Origin of the sequence: Bartonella sp. HY328 (assembly GCF_025449335.1) — a bacterium.
Taxonomy (GTDB): domain Bacteria; phylum Pseudomonadota; class Alphaproteobacteria; order Rhizobiales; family Rhizobiaceae; genus HY038.
This window is the reverse complement of sequence record NZ_CP104883.1, coordinates 73,587-89,437: the sequence shown is the minus strand read 5'-3', so window position 1 is coordinate 89,437 and position 15,851 is coordinate 73,587. Positions and strand designations below refer to the sequence as shown.

Here is a 15,851-nt window from a genome sequence, read left to right as displayed (position 1 = left end):
ATGCTGATTGCTGTCATCTAATCATGCATTATCTATGGTTATGATGTCTTGAAGAGCAAAGTGGCGCAATAAAAGGCTATTTACTAGGTTTTGTTTTTTAGGCCTTAGTCTCCTTGATCTTGAATTGATATTTTATCATGTCCGCCAGTTTTTGCTTATCTTATATATAATTTTTGGTTACGGTGTCATTGCTTGCCAAGAGCAAGCCTAAATTTTAAGGTTAAGTTACTGCATTTTCATCAATAAGGGTAATCTCATGGTTAAGCTAAACAAAATTTACACACGTACAGGTGATGATGGCACAACGGGCCTTGTTGATGGTTCGCGCTTGCGCAAATCTAATCCACGTATTGAAGCCTATGGTACTATTGATGAAGCAAATTCGGCCATTGGCGTTGCGCGGCTTTACATAGAGCAAGGCAGTATGCTTGATGTGATGCTGCTACGCATTCAAAATGATTTTTTTGATCTTGGTGCGGATCTGGCAACGCCATTGCGTGATGATAATGTTCAAGACAACCATGATTTGCGTATTGTTGCCGCGCAAGTCAGTCGTATTGAACAAGAGATTGATATTTTAAATCAGACATTGGAGCCGTTACGCTCTTTTATTTTGCCAGCCGGTAGCCATGCAAGCGCATATTTGCATCTTGCCCGCACGATTAGTCGGCGCGCCGAGCGTGATATGGTTGCGCTACAGGAAATCGAGCCGATTAATCTTGCGGCATTGCATTATATTAATCGCGTTTCTGATTTGCTTTTTGTAGCGGCACGCTATGCCAATAGCGATAAGGGCGGCGATATTTTATGGGTACCGGGGGAAAACCGTTAATTTTACACAAATCACTTAGATGTTTTGCAAAAAGCCCATCAGAACCAATCATTGCATGAATGGTTCTGATGGGCTTAATAGTTTCAATTCGTTCAATGAACTTAAATCTTAATTCTGAATTTAAACCTTGACTGTAAATTTATACCTTGATCGTGCGTAACGCTGCTACTAATTCTGCCATATCTTGCGGCATGGGTGCTTCAAAATGCATTACTTCACCACTTTTGGGGTGTTCAAATGCCAATTGGCCAGCATGAAGTGCTTGCCGTGGGAAGGCTTGAACAACCGCTCTTACCTCGTCTGGTAAGCGGTTTGCTTTTGTTTTAAAAGATGCGCCATATTCATTGTCTCCAAGCAATGAATGACCAAGATGCGCCATGTGGACGCGAATTTGGTGCGTTCTACCCGTTTCCAACCGGCATTCAATAAGGCTTGCTGAGGCCCCTGCATCTTCTCTTGCCCCAAATTTTTCAATAACGCTATAATGGGTTACAGCATGGCGGGCATCGCTGCGGCTTTCACCAACGACGGCTTGGCGCGTTCTGTCACGGGTTGATCGCCCAAGAAAGGTTTCTATTGTGCCATTGTTACGCGCAGGTACATCCCATACGACAGCACTATAAACGCGCTCCAATGCGCCAGTGCGACCATGATCGGCAAATTGTGCGCTTAAATGCTTATGGGCAAAATCATTCTTGGCAACGACCATCACGCCGCTGGTATCTTTATCAAGACGATGCACTATGCCTGGACGTTTAACGCCGCCAATGCCTGATAGGCTATCGCCGCAGTGATAGACAAGGGCATTGACCATGGTGCCTTGCCAATTACCGTTACCTGGATGGACAACAAGACCTTGTGGCTTATTAAGTACAATAAGATCTTCATCCTCATAAAGGATATCAAGAGGGATATCCTCGCCTTGTGGTTCTGGATCAACTGGTTCTGGCAAAATGAGCGTAATTGTTTGTTCGCCATTTAATTTGAATTTGGGTTCTAAAATAACCTTGCCATCAACAGAAACAGCACCTTCTTGGATGAGGCTTTGGAGACGGCTTCTAGAAAAATCTGCCGCTAATGCGGTTGCGAGCCACTGGTCAAGCCTTTTGCTCTTGGTTTCCGCTTCTGTTATAAGTTTTTGCATTATAATCCTATATAATATGTTCTCTTGGCGCGATAAGTCGCGATATTTTACTTAAATTACCGCATTTTTTAAATGTGAAAGCTATTGGTGTTTGTATAATCGATATCAAATTAAACGATATTTTTAGGCCTATTGCTTTAATTATCCAAAAAGATCCTTCAAATTGCCAATCTTTGCCTTTGAAATTGCTACCAATTGCTTCGCTTAGATGTTTATTTATAGCATTGTGGCGGATGGTTCAAACCCAAACTGCGTTTCATAATTTTTTCCTGATAAAATCATTTTAAAAAAGCCATTGATGAAATGGGGAGGGGTGGCTTTTAGCAAAAAAGACTTCACTTGATTTTGCTGTAAAACGCGCCAAATCAATTTTATTAATAAAGCCTTTAAAGAATTTAGGTAGTGTAGAGGCTAGAAAAATTTAAAAATGCCATTATCTACAATTACAACCTATTGACTTTGTTTTAATATTAGTAAATGGCTCACAAAATTAAATTCCGGAACACCGGCTATAATATTAGGCTGAATGGAGAAAATCCGAAATGCAAAATAATCACAATCATGGTTATGACGACGGTGATTACACTTATCAACAAGACCATTATCAGGAAGCTCCAAATCAAAACACTCTTGATCCAGCTGTAGAACGTGTAAGGCGTAAATTAATGCGCTTGATGATTGTTTCGGTTTCTATTACCCTTTTATTGGTGATTGCGGTCTTTGTTGCGGTTATTTATAAGGCAACGCGTACACCTGATACGCCAGCAACGGCAGAAATAACCCAATCGTCAGTGCCCAATGATTTAGCGGTTAAGTCAATAAACAGCGCTGCCGAAACAGCTGGAAATGGCCAAAACGCTAATAATAATTTGCCCACTACGCCGCCCGCTACCATTAATCGCGAGATTGATTTACCCATTGGTACGCGTATTCTATCCCATAGCCTTTCGGGTGATCTTATCTCACTTGAAACTTTAGCACCATCCGGTGGTACTGAATTGGTTATTTATAATTATAAACAAGGTCATGTGGTGGCGCGCCTGCCAATACCAGCAAATGATATGCCGTCACCTGATTTGAATAATGCCAATTAAATTAGTTTTTTGATTTTATGATAAGGCTTTGCTGTAAGTTTTTTACAGCAAAGTTTTTTAATTTTTATATCTGAAATCTAATCCCAATATTTGCGATATTTTTGCTTATATGGGGTATCATAAAATATTTTTATTGGCATGTGCCAAATAGCGTTGGAATTCATCATCAGGGACCATTGCGCCGCCTGTTGCCCAAACAAGGTGAGTAGCATTTTGCAAATCTTGCTGTGAGATTTTTTGGCGCTCTAAATATTCCTTATTTTGCAAAACAAATGGAATGCCGGCAAAGCCAGCCGCTGCCGATGGTTCTAACTTAATGTTTTCACTATTATAGAGTTGAGCTAAATAGCTAAAGAGGGTTTTGTCCTCTACCGTATAATAACCATCAATCAATCTTTGCATTGCTTTGCCGACAAAGCCAGATGGCCTGCCAACTGCAAGCCCATCTGCGGCAGTTTTGTTATCAATGCCGAAATCTTGAACGCTAACTTTGTCATGAAGGCCGGTATAAACCCCAAGGAACATGGCTGGAGAATGGGTGGGCTCTGCAAAAATACAATGAACATTGTCACCAAAAACGCATTTTAAGCCGAAGCTTATGCCACCAGGGCCACCACCGACACCGCAGGGTAAATAAACAAAAAGTGGGTGCTCGGCATCTACTCTAATATCGGCATCTTCAAATTGCTTGGCGAGACGTTGTGCTGCCACACTATAGCCTAAAAATAAATTGCGTGAATTTTCATCATCAATAAAATAACAGTTGGGGTCGCCATTAGCCTGCCGACGCCCTTCTTCCACCGCTTTGCCATAATCGGTTTGATATTCTATAACCTGCACACCATTAGCGCGTAATTTATCCTTTTTCCATTGCTTCGCATCAGCGGACATGTGGACGTAAGTTTGAAAACCAAGTTTTGCACTGATGATACCAATAGATAGCCCAAGATTGCCCGTGGAGCCAACGGTAATCTTGCGATTTTTTAACAACTCCTTGATTTGGGGGCTACCGAAAAGACGATAGTCATCATTAAGGGCCAAAAGCCCCGCTGCAAGAGCAATATCTTCAGCATGTTTTAAAACCTCATAAATGCCGCCACGCGCCTTGACTGACCCTGATATAGGCAAGGCATTATCAGCTTTAAGCCATAAATTTCGAATGATTGGAGTATCGCTTTTTAAATTAAAAATCTCTCGTATTTTTGTAAGGCGTAAAAGCGGTGATTCGATAATACCATTTGTTGCGGTTGTTTCGGGAAATGCTTGGGCGATAAAAGGGGAAAAGCGTTGTAATCGCGCGGCTGCTTCATCAATATCACTTCTTACCAACCCAACATCATCAAGCGCCTCGCTAACAGGCGCACAGGCTGAATTAAACCAACTGGTCGGGTGTAGATCCACCATATCTTTCAATAAAGGATATTGTTTAAACCATTGTTCAAGGTTTTTTTCTAAAACCACCATCTTTGACCCTTTTAGATATTTGAAAAATCGTTGATATTATGGGTGATTCACGAAAAGAGATAGTCAAATTATTCAACGTGGAATTAAAGGCCGACTTAATAATCAAAAGCTAAAAGCTGCAAGTATTATAACGTTGTTTATGAAAAAAATAAGGCAACCTTACATTTATTATAAAAAAAAACTAAAATGATTGACAGAAATTAAATTATATCGAATAAAGAATTATAAAACAATTATTTTAAATTTTTTTATACTAAAATTATATAGATATAATCAAAAGTTAATATAAATTAATAATAACTATTTAGTTTTTTAGTAATTTATACGCAAAATAATATTAATTTTAAATTTATATTTAACTAGTTAGGTATTTTTTGTAATTAAACTCTAAATGTTCCATTTCGAAACAGTTTATGGCGAAAAATTAGGAAAACAAAATTTTTTTTCATAAGCTAATCAAAAAAAATACTAATTTAGTTTTTAATTATTGACGAATATAAATATTATCAATAGTGTTAGCAGCAGATCAATCAGCCTTTGACCATTCCCCCCCCCGCAGGTCTTCTGATTGATCTTACATGCCCCTCATGAAGCTTAGACTTCATTTGTTGAGGTAACAAGATGCAGCAGAGTTATGCTACCCCCGCCATGCTCTGCTGTATTCTTGAGGCGTTTTGAATCTACTCTTATTGCGACTGTATGACACAATTTGTTATCTTATTTTCTTGAGTAATTGCTTTATTTTTGTAAAATTCATTATTATTAAAATTAATGAGTCTAGACCCTAAACTTTCATTGTCATAGCAGTGTTATATTATTTTTATATAATATTTTTAAGTGGTTTTGTATTCAGTTTATTTTTATTTGGTTTATTCAAGTATTTTAATGATATAAAATAGAAATATTTAAATTAAATATTGATTTTAATTGTTGGATAGCAGTGAAAATTTTATATTAAGTTTTTAAATCTTATATACGTTATTTTGACTTTGATATTATTAAAATTAATTAGCAATCAATTTATTAACGGAACGGGTTAGGATGCGGATTACTTTAAGGCAAATTGAATATTTTATAGCGACTGCAGAAACAGGTAGCATCAGCCTTGCCTCCGAACGCGTTAAAGTCTCATCACCATCAATATCGACAGCGATTGCCAATCTTGAAGAAGAGCTGCAAGCCAAATTGTTTATCCGCCGCCATGCGCAGGGATTAGCACTTACTTCAGCGGGAAAAAAAGCACTTATACAAGCCAAGAAAATCATTGATGAAACCGAAAAGCTATATAATGTGACTGAAGATGTCACGAGTCAATTGCGCGGCCAAATTGCCGTTGGTTGCATGGTGACTCTTGCGCCGATGATCATGCCCGCATTATCAAAGGCTTTTACGGAAGAGTATAAAGCGATAACGCTTAATCAAAGTGTTGCCAATCATGATGTTTTATTGAAAGGCATTCAAGACGGCGCTATTGATGTTGGACTGAGTTATGATAGTTTTGTGCCAGATTTTTTTGAGTTTACACCGCTAGCTGATTTACCACCTCATCTTATCATTGCCGAGGGACATAATTTTGCAGATCGTAGTGCGGTATCGCTCAAAGAAATTGCGGATGAGCCTTTATTGCTTTTGGATTTGCCCCATAGTCGTGAATATTTTTTTAGTCTCTTTCAACAACAGGGCCTTAGCCCAAATATTGCTATTCGTTCGCCTCATCAAGATGTGATCCGTACCATGGTCGCTAATGATTATGGTTATTCAATTGCCAATGTTGCTCCGCGCTCGCAAATAGCACTTGATGGCAAAGCCATCCAATATATTCCTATCGCTGATGAAGTGCCAGTTATGAAAATTGGCCTTTTTAGTCTTAAAAGTGCCCAGCATACGAAGGCAATTAAAGCATTTTATGAGTTTTGTCAGGCGCAAATAAGCAGTAATCATATTCCGGGTATGGTGTCCCAATCCGTCTAACCGAGTACCAAATTATTCGCTTCTTTATCGGGCAAGCGCTTATTCTGTCATGCAAAAAACTATTTTGTATATTTTGTGGTGTTAACAAGACAGTTTGTAGCGGAAAATACTCATGCCAGATAAAAATTGCATGCGTACTGATTTTCCTGATAAGTTCAAAAAAATTGGACGAATAAAAGGTACTATAATGTTTAAGCTGCAAATAAATAGCAATGATTTTCGTTCTACCCTTATTCAAGCACCCATGGCTGGTGTATCCACCCCAAAATTAGCTGCAGCCGTTTGCAATGCTGGTGCACTTGGTTCCCTTGGTATCGGTAATTTAAAGCTAGAAGATGCAGTGTCAATGATTGAGGAAACTAAGGCCTTAACCGATGCACCTTTTAACATAAACTTTTTTTGTCATGAGCCATCAGTTACGCTTGATCCTCAGAAAGACCAGCATTGGCGCAAAGTGTTGAATGATAGATTGTTTGCTGGAAATCCCCAACTCAATAAACCTCTTGAAGCAGTTTATGGTTCCATCAAAAATGATATGCGTTTTGCTGAAGCCATTTGCGATTTGCATCCTAAAATTGTCAGTTTTCATTTTGGTATTCCTAACCCCAATATTCTTGACATTTTTCGCAAAACAGGCGCTACTTTATTAGCTAGCGCAACTAATCTTACCGAAGCCGATTTTATAGCCAAAAACGGCTTTGATGGCATCATTGCGCAAGGTTATGAAGCTGGGGGGCATCGCGGTATTTTCAATCCTGATGATGTTGACGGACAATCTTCAACTCATGTTTTAACTAATATTCTGGTTAGCACATTTAATATTCCTATCATTGCTGCAGGGGGGATTATGAATGGGGCAGATATTGCTGCTTTGAAAAAAATTGGTGCGTATGCCGTGCAGCTTGGCACCGCCTTTATTGGTTGTGCTGAAAGTGCGGCAAATGATCATTATCGACAATTGTTAAAATCAGATGCAGCTAATAATACCACTATGACCCGGGTGATTTCTGGGCGGCCAGCACGTGCACTTGATAGCGATTTTGTCCATTGGGGTATGAATATTGATAATAGCATTATTGCAGACTATCCATATGCCTATGATGCGATAAAGCAGGTGATGGCAATCAAGGCAAAAGAGCATAATTTTGATATTGGTGGGTATTGGGCAGGTTGTGGCGCGCCTTTGGCGCGTTTTATGCCGGCAGCCGACCTCATCGCGCAATTGGAGCAAGAATATTTTGCCGTTATTAATTAAGGTTTTGACCGCTTGTTATCTATTGTTTATGCTATATTAGAATGAGTTGGGGGGCTTTCAATATTTTGTCATTATGACATCACATAAAAACGGCATAACATAGCGATAGTTTGTTTCTTTTTAAAATTACATAAACGGAATAAGGCATGGATATTCGTCTCATTGGAGTTGGCATACAAGATGGCTCAAGACGGTTGGGCTGCGAGATGGGACCAAGTGCTTATCGTGCCGCTGGCATCGTTAAGGCTTTGGAAGATTTAGGGCACAATGTTATTGACACTGGTAATATAACGCCAACTTATCAGTCAAAGCTTCACCATCCCAATAAGGAAATCTATCATTTACCGCAGGTGCATGATTGGATTGACGTGATTGCGGAGCGTGCCTATCAAGAGCGCATGCAGGGCTTTCCAATATTCATGGGGGGAGACCACGCTTTATCGGCTGGTAGTGTTGTTGGTATGCAACGCTATGCGCTGGAAATTGGTAAACCACTTTTTGTTTTATGGCTTGATGCTCATACAGATTTTCATACGCTTGATAGTACAAAAAGTGGTAATTTACACGGCACACCAGTTGCATACTTAAGCGGACAAAAAGGCTTTGAAGGCTATTATCCTGCGCTTGCACATCCGGTTCCTCTTAAAAATTTCTGCCTTTTTGGCATTCGTAGCGTTGATAGTGATGAACGTATTGCTCTTAACAAAACACCAATTACCATTTGCGATATGCGCAATATTGATGAGTTTGGTGTAAGCGTTTTATTGCGACGCTTTTTGGAGCGTGTTGAGCAAGCCAAAGGCATATTGCATGTCAGCCTCGATGTGGATTTCTTGGATCCATCGGTTGCGCCAGCAGTCGGTACGACCGTGCCTGGTGGTGCAACCTTTCGCGAGGCACATTTGATTATGGAGCTTTTAAGTGACAGCAAATTGGTTTCAAGCCTTGATCTTGTCGAACTTAACCCTTTTCTAGATGAGCGCGGCAAAACTGCAACCTTGATGATGGATCTTGCTGCAAGTTTAATGGGGAGGCGGGTTATTGACCGCGTCACTCGCAGTTATAATAATTAGGGCAAGGATTTAGGCGTATAAAATCAAGAATATTGTAAAATCTAAAAAAGCTATTTAAAATATGCTAAATATTTTATTTGGTATTTTTTTGCATAAATTATCAAATCTATATCTTGTTCAATATATTATAAAGCTAAAATAATGTTGGGGAGAGTTTTAGAAGGGGAGTTTTTTTACGAGTGGAATTTAAAAGAGCAAATTTTAGAATATAGAGTTATTATTTTTTTGACGACAATTATTTTATAGAAGTTTTGTTTTTATATCCCATATTAATATTAAAATCTAAATGTTTTTTTCTATTCGTCAAAGCATTTTAAAGAGATTACTCATTATGTTGAATAATAGTATTACCAAGGTTGAATGGAGTATTCCAACTCGCATTTTGTTGGGCGAAAGTCGCATTGGTGAAATTGAGGCGCAACTTGATTATTATGGCTACAAAAGTCCTATTATTATTTGTGATAAGCTAACAGCTCATTCGGCTATTGTGAGGAATCTCTTGCGTAGGCTTGACCGCGCACATTATTCATTTGGTACCTACTCGGAAGATATAGGTTATATTAGTGATCAGTGCATCGAATTTGCCGATGAAATTATTGTCAAAGGTGAATTTGATTGTGTGGTGGCGGTTGGCTCGAGCCGCATCATTGCTTTTGCCCGCCTTGCTGCGAGTAAAATTAAAAAGCCCGTCATTGCTGTCACTTTGACCGCCGGTAATACAACCGAGTTTTCACCTTACGGTTTTTCCTATCGAGTGGGGGAAAAATATCCGGTTGTCACATTACATCAGATGGAATTACCCAAGCTAGTCCTGTTTGATACTGCCCTTGCCGGTAAACAGAATAAGGCTCTTTTAGTTGATTCCGCACTTGCTATTCTTGTCCATGCCATAGAAGCTTGGTGCGTTGGTGGTTATGATCCTTTGGCCGATAATTTGTCTTTTGAAGCTACAAAAACGATGTTTACGCAATTGCCGCAATTAATCAATAATCCTGCTAATCATGAAACCCATGCTCATTTATTAAGTGCCGCGGTGATGGCGGGTCTTGCTGGCACCAACAGACAAGGTGCAACAGCTGCTTTAGCTCGTTGTTTGAGTTTTATTTATGGTGTTGCTTACGGCAAAGCCGCAGGACTTTTGCTGCCCCATGTCCTGACCTATAATCTTGAGACCCTTGATCCGCGATTAACCGATCTTGCTAATCGCCTTGGCATTAAGGGCGGCTCTATCGGATTTGCAAAAGCTTTATTAAAACTACGTCGTATAGCAGGTGTACCAAGCAAGCTGACAAACTTGGTTGGTGCAACCAAAATAAAGCGTAAGGAAAAATTGTTGCTAGAGCAAATGGCGGTTAATCACCCTCTTGCCCATATGAGTCCTGTTCGCTTTACTCAAAAAGCAGCACTTACCATTCTTAATGCGGCAATTGCTGGAAAAATGAAGCGAGAGTAATAGCTTTTATGCTCTTAGCGTAGCTTTGTATATTGTTAAAGTAATAGTTTATCTACGCTTTCTATTTTTATGCATTGTGTCAAAATTTTAATCACGCATTATTAGGGCGGTGATCGTTTTTTTCTAACATTGCTAATTGATTTTATTGCAATATTATGTGCTGAAAACGACACTACAATTTGCTGGCACTTCAATCTATTGATCGCTTAAACAATAGTCTTATTAGGTGTTTTTGCCTAGCTAATTACCCTCGTTTAAGGATCAAGCGAACTGATCTTTTTTGCGTATTTACCTTAAATGAAAAAATGGTGACAAGGCTGATTCTATAGATAGTGCAGCATAAATATGACCACTCATTTCGCATTTCATCTGATTTAAAAACAGATTTAAAAGGGAGGAATATTTCATGAATCTTGAAGAAATAAATCCAATTGCTTACCGCGCTTGGTTACAAAAAAAGGCTGCGGGCCTGGATTATTATCAACCAACTACACGAGAACAATTACAAAGAATTGAACATATGGTTGGCTCCGCCTGCCTGACGATTTTGTGGAGTTTATGCTGAAATATTCAACACTTGTTCCAGCCCCAACCAATAATTGTGGGTGGTTTAAAGTTGATTATTTCTATGAATCCAAACTTGACATCAATTTGTCTTTGGTGCAATGGGCTAAGCTTTTTATAAGAGCAGTAGATTGGTATCATAGCCCCTAACCCTATAATGATGAAATCGGGCCGCAACTTCCTAAAACTCTGCTGCCACTCTCTGGGGATGATAAAGCATCCTTGCTTATAGATTTACGCCCGAAAACATTTGGGAATATCTTATGTCATCCTGATTTATCAGTTTCGAGCTTTGTTACACCAATGAATAATTGGGATATGATTGGTTATGTGGCACCAATTTTTACCGATATGTTAAAAGAATTAAATGGGGAAGATATTATAAAAAAACGATACAATTTATAAAAAAATAATGAAAAGGACCTTATCACGCTCAATATTGGGCATTATCGGCAAAGCCATTGTCAATAAAGTTATTCAAGTTAGTTGCGGAAATTTCACTATAGATAATCTTTGATAATCATACGTGAGAAAAGATGTATTGTTGGTATTTGCGCTAAAAATATTAAAGCCATAAATTAGGCAATAAAAAAGCCCCGAGCATTTACTCGGGGCTTTTTTATTAGAAACAAATTCAGATTAGAATTTGTAAGCTACACCAACGCGAACGTCGTTTGACTTGTAGTCAACTTTTTCTTTGAATGTTTGACCGCTTGTATGGGTATAAGTGTTTGTCTTATCACCATAATCAGCATAGCGGTATTCAAGACGTACAAGAACATTGTCTGTTACAGCATAGTCAACACCAGCGCCGATTGTCCAACCAGTCATTGTGTTTGAAGTATTGTAACCAAGAACGCTACCAGCTTGAACTGTAGGAGCTGCTGGATTTGCGCTTGTCAAATAGTTTTGACCTGAAGTCTCAACTTTCGTATAAGCAACACCACCAGCTACGTAAGGCATAAAACGATCCATTGCATAACCTACGCGAACGCGAGTTGCACCGGCCCATTTTTGCTTGATGCTGCCTTCAGTATTGTAGTTGTATACTGAATCAGCTGCATAACGGTCGATTGATGAATAGCTGTCTTTTACGTCGCCCCATACGAAATCGGTTTCTGCACCGAGTACTACGTTGTTGCCAACTTCAAAATTGTAACCAGCATATAGACCGCCTACAAAACCATCACCATCTGGGCTCCAGCTTGTGCCTTTTGTATAACCTAGTGGTAGGAAGCCAACGTTACGTTCTGTTCGTACATTTGAATCAGACCATGAACCACCGATTTGACCACCAACATATGCACCGGTCCAGCTAAAAGTAGGAACGGTTACAACTGGAGCTGGCTCATAAGGAGCTGGCTGAACGATGTCAGCTGCGTTTGCTGCTGTTGCTGCGATAAGGGCTGCAGCTGATGCTGCTAAAAGATACTTAATTTTCATTTTCATTTCTCCATGCAAAGGACTGCAATTAGGTTCAATATAGTCGCTCTGACGAAAATGTCTGTAGTAAAAAAGCCACACCTAAAGAAATGTGCACAAACTTGCCTGAAAAAGCACAAAAGCAAAAATTCTTTAGTAAACAAAATGTTAACTGATCTTGTTTTAGACATATTTGCGCCTTTCTTCGTCCATTTTCGATGCTCGACCGTGGCGAATATGCCTTATTTTTTTGCATATCAGCGCGAATCTTTTAAATTTTACAAAGAATCATAAAAATATTTGCGGAAATTATCGGATTCTTCTCTGGGGATATCCTTTGGCAATATTTATCGGCGCAGGAAAAAATATTATCAAACGCTGACTATAAAATCGGTTTTATCGAGAAAGGTCGTTAGTTTGAAGCAAAATCAATTGCGTGCAACATTTGGCCATTGCGTTTTAACCAAGCTCGACATTTTTTTGATTCGGGACAAAGCTTTTCACATAGGTTCCAAAAATCACTGCTGTGATTCATTTCAATGAGATGAGAAACTTCATGCGCAACAAGATAATCAATGACATTGTGCGGCGCCATCATAATGCGCCATGAAAATGATAATGCCCCATCACTAGTACATGATCCCCAACGACTCGTTGTATCTTTAAAACGAATAGATTTTGGTTTGCGCCCAACTTCGGTTGCATATTTTGCCACCAAAGGCGTGATCGTCAATTCTGCTTGTTTTATGAGAAAATCTTTTAGCCGTCTTGGCAAATGCTTTTCTGCGCCATAAACTAAAATTTGAGGGTCGGCTTCGCTATCAGTCACCAAGCTTGTTGTGCCGCGCCCGTCCAAATGACAAATGCGGTGGGGTTTGCCAAAAATTGGAATCTTGACCCCCGATTTAAGCATTGGTTCATCAAGGCTTGGTGGTGGCAGATGGTTGAGCTTCGTCTCAAGCCAACCCTTATAGCGGTTTAAAAATTCGCCAACTGCTTTTTTGCTGGTGCGTGGAGGCACGGTCACCTTCAAGCCTTTGCCACCACTTTCAATGCGCAAGGTCAATCTTTTAGCACGGCTATTTGCTATAACTTTTAAGGGTAAAGTCCTATCCGATAGAACAAAATTATCGCTATAGGCTTCTTGAATGGTTTTACGTTTAAAAAACATGCTTTTCATTTACTATGCAAAGAATGCGCATCTTATTAAAAGAAATTGGCGCGATATAATCCTAAAAAGCTTGCGCACGGCTTTTAAATGAATCAAGCTCAAGCAGTGCAACCGCGGCCAGTACAAGAATAATTGCTAAATAGCTATTTAGTCCAACATTGTGATGATATGCAAATATATCAAGAGCGAGAGCAACAATCGGTGGTACATACACGATACTGGAGGCAAAAATTGCACCAGATTTTTCAACAATATAATAATAGGCGACGTAAGCTACACCTGTACTTAATAAACCAAGACCGATAATTAGGCCAATCCATGCTTTGGGATCGTTAAAAATGGGGGCAATATTATTCAATGGAATGAACGGCAAAAGGATAATAATTGCAAACCCCAATTGATAGGTCGTTGATGCAATGATTGGAATATTGAGCGGCATCAGAAATTTTTGTGCATATACAAAGGAAACGCCAAGGCTTAATGACGCGATTATCATATAGCCAATGCCGATCATATCAAAGGAGTCGCTTTGCGCAAAGGGATTACCAAGTAGTGCAATACCGCAAAAACCAATGAAAATGGCAAAAGCATTAAGCCAAGTGATTTTTTGCTCTTTTAAAAATAATAGGGCACATAAAAAAGTAAAAAGTGGTGCAGTGCCACTTAAAAGACCAGCGGTGCTGACCGGTAGGCGTATCGCTCCTTCGGCATAAGCAAAATAATAAATGACCATCACCAATAATGCCATGATTATGAAATGGTGGCAGTAACGCAATTGCGAAACATGCAACGCTTTTTTATAAAGTGCATAGAAAAAAACAGGGATAAATCCAAAAATAACGCAGAGCAAAGTTATTTGTGCAGCACCAAAATAGGGATATGCCCATTTTATAAAAACAAAATTTGTTCCCCAGATAAAGCCTAAAAAAATAAAGCTTAAAAGTGCAGTCTTATTCATGCCATTGACCTAATTGCCGAAAATATCAAATAGTAGGATTAACCTTTAAACCACCAATGCTGTTGTTGTATGGTTTGCGTCAATATTACTATTACGCAAATGCTTAACTACAATATAAGGATGAATATCGCAAATAGGCTGCTAGATGACAGTGTCAATACATCCCAAAGGCTTATAGCTGTTGGCATTTGGGATGTCTTTTCATTGGTTCTTTAAATATTAAAACTTTGGATTAATCGACAAAAGCCCGCTCAACCACATAAGTCGCTGGTGCATTATTAGCACCTTCCACCAGACCAAATGTTTCGCACATCGCCGCGCAATCCTTAAGCATTGCCATTGAGCCGCAAATCATCACGCGGTCTTCCTCTATGTTAATCGCTGGCAAGCCAGTATCTTTGAAAAATTGTCCCGAAAGCATAGTGTCGGTGATACGGCCCATATGGGGTGATTGCTCACGGGTGGTCATAGGATAAAATTTCAATTGATTGGCGAATTCACCAATGAGTGGGTCGTCATTTACTTGTTTAACCAAATCGCGGGCATAATCCAGCTCCGCTAATTCACGGGTTGTCTGAATAAGAATCACTTCTTCATATTTCTCATAGGTTTCAGGATCACGGATAAGGCTGGCAAAAGGTGCAACGCCGGTACCGGTTGATAAAAGATAAAGTCGCTTGCCAGGAATTAACGCATCCAGCACCAAAGTACCAGTTGGCTTTTTGCGCATTAATACCGTGTCACCCACTTTAATTTTTTGCAAATGCTCAGTAAGTGGGCCTCCAGGAACCTTGATTGAGAAAAATTCAATTTCTTCGTCCCAAAATGGGCTGGCAATAGAATATGCGCGAAAAACAGGTTTTTCAGCATTTGGCAAGCCTATCATAATGAATTCGCCTGAGCGGAAGCGGAAACTTTCAGGCCGCGTAATACGAAATTTGAATAAGCGGTCGGTATAATGCTTAACTTCTGTCACCTTTTCAGCAAAAACATTGGCAGGAATAGGAAAAGATGGGGCAGCCTCTTCTTGTAGGGCTTCAGCAACATTACCAAGCGGCGCATTCATGGGATATATCCTTAAAATTTATAAAAGCAAAAGCTTCATTCAATCTGGCACATAGCCTATCCACCTTATAGAAGATATACGAGCAGTTGCCAACATTTCCATTTTATAGTGTGATATATAAAGATAAAAAACTTATCCTTCTAGCTCAAATTTAAGCAATCCTATTTCAAAGTGCACTTTTTTGGCTTTTTAACTGTATTTTATGACTAAAAGTTTAGAAGAATTCTGAGCTAAGTCATGGATTTTACGAATCTTTAAAAAACAGCGCTTATCGTAAGGCTTAAGGAAAATCAAAACACTGGTTTGATAGATTAAAAATTTTATCAGTCTTATGGTGATGCATGAGAAAAAGTAGCTGTTGATTTTATCAATAAAATGCAACAG

At 39.3% G+C, this 15,851-nt stretch carries 13 protein-coding genes; 7 read left to right on the top strand and 6 right to left on the bottom strand.

Annotated elements, in window-relative coordinates; translation table 11 throughout:
• Positions 1 to 256: 256 nt before the first annotated feature.
• Entirely contained in the window at positions 257 to 832 is a 576-nt protein-coding gene (locus tag N5852_RS00320) for a cob(I)yrinic acid a,c-diamide adenosyltransferase (protein WP_262098348.1), read from the top strand.
• A 139-nt stretch (positions 833 to 971) separates the two neighbouring features.
• Here N5852_RS00320 and N5852_RS00315 read toward each other — a convergent pair whose 3' ends face one another.
• Complete coding sequence (locus N5852_RS00315) at positions 972 to 1,976, bottom strand: RluA family pseudouridine synthase (protein WP_262098346.1); 1,005 nt, start codon at positions 1,974 to 1,976, stop codon at positions 972 to 974.
• Positions 1,977 to 2,518: 542 nt separating this feature from the next.
• On the opposite strand from N5852_RS00315, the gene N5852_RS00310 reads away from it, so the two are divergent.
• Positions 2,519 to 3,070: a hypothetical protein gene (locus N5852_RS00310; RefSeq protein ID WP_262098344.1), complete on the top strand. Its 552-nt coding sequence runs from the start codon at positions 2,519 to 2,521 to the stop codon at positions 3,068 to 3,070.
• A gap of 117 nt (positions 3,071 to 3,187) precedes the next feature.
• Here the strand turns inward: N5852_RS00310 and N5852_RS00305 are convergent, their stop codons facing one another.
• Entirely contained in the window at positions 3,188 to 4,534 is a 1,347-nt protein-coding gene (locus tag N5852_RS00305; RefSeq protein WP_262098343.1) for a D-serine ammonia-lyase, read from the bottom strand.
• A 1,041-nt stretch (positions 4,535 to 5,575) separates the two neighbouring features.
• Between N5852_RS00305 and N5852_RS00300 the strand changes: the two genes are divergently transcribed.
• From N5852_RS00300 to N5852_RS00280, 5 genes are all read left to right on the top strand, one after another.
• Positions 5,576 to 6,505 (top strand): LysR family transcriptional regulator, encoded by a 930-nt coding sequence (locus N5852_RS00300; RefSeq protein WP_262098342.1) that lies wholly within the window; start codon positions 5,576 to 5,578, stop codon positions 6,503 to 6,505.
• A gap of 112 nt (positions 6,506 to 6,617) precedes the next feature.
• Positions 6,618 to 7,760 (top strand): NAD(P)H-dependent flavin oxidoreductase, encoded by a 1,143-nt coding sequence (locus tag N5852_RS00295; protein ID WP_262098341.1) that lies wholly within the window; start codon positions 6,618 to 6,620, stop codon positions 7,758 to 7,760.
• 146 nt (positions 7,761 to 7,906) lie between these two features.
• The gene (rocF, locus tag N5852_RS00290; protein ID WP_262098340.1) at positions 7,907 to 8,833 is read left to right on the top strand and encodes an arginase; all 927 of its coding nucleotides are present in this window, start codon (positions 7,907 to 7,909) and stop codon (positions 8,831 to 8,833) included.
• A 331-nt stretch (positions 8,834 to 9,164) separates the two neighbouring features.
• Positions 9,165 to 10,286, top strand: coding sequence for an iron-containing alcohol dehydrogenase (locus tag N5852_RS00285; protein WP_262098339.1), 1,122 nt, complete (start codon positions 9,165 to 9,167; stop codon positions 10,284 to 10,286).
• A 406-nt stretch (positions 10,287 to 10,692) separates the two neighbouring features.
• Positions 10,693 to 10,851 carry a hypothetical protein gene (locus tag N5852_RS00280; RefSeq protein ID WP_262098338.1) on the top strand — a complete coding sequence of 53 codons (159 nt, stop codon included), beginning with the start codon at positions 10,693 to 10,695 and terminating at the stop codon, positions 10,849 to 10,851.
• A gap of 638 nt (positions 10,852 to 11,489) precedes the next feature.
• Here the strand turns inward: N5852_RS00280 and N5852_RS00275 are convergent.
• The 4 genes from N5852_RS00275 to N5852_RS00260 all read right to left on the bottom strand — a co-directional run bounded on the left by N5852_RS00275 (position 11,490) and on the right by N5852_RS00260 (position 15,467).
• On the bottom strand, positions 11,490 to 12,293 hold the full coding sequence (locus N5852_RS00275; RefSeq protein WP_262098337.1) for an outer membrane protein: 804 nt from the start codon (positions 12,291 to 12,293) through the stop codon (positions 11,490 to 11,492).
• Between the two features lie 391 nt (positions 12,294 to 12,684).
• Entirely contained in the window at positions 12,685 to 13,452 is a 768-nt protein-coding gene (locus N5852_RS00270; RefSeq protein WP_262098336.1) for a M48 family metallopeptidase, read from the bottom strand.
• 52 nt (positions 13,453 to 13,504) lie between these two features.
• On the bottom strand, positions 13,505 to 14,401 hold the full coding sequence (locus N5852_RS00265) for a DMT family transporter (protein ID WP_262098335.1): 897 nt from the start codon (positions 14,399 to 14,401) through the stop codon (positions 13,505 to 13,507).
• A 232-nt stretch (positions 14,402 to 14,633) separates the two neighbouring features.
• Positions 14,634 to 15,467 carry a ferredoxin--NADP reductase gene (locus N5852_RS00260; RefSeq protein ID WP_262098334.1) on the bottom strand — a complete coding sequence of 278 codons (834 nt, stop codon included), beginning with the start codon at positions 15,465 to 15,467 and terminating at the stop codon, positions 14,634 to 14,636.
• Positions 15,468 to 15,851: the final 384 nt, after the last annotated feature.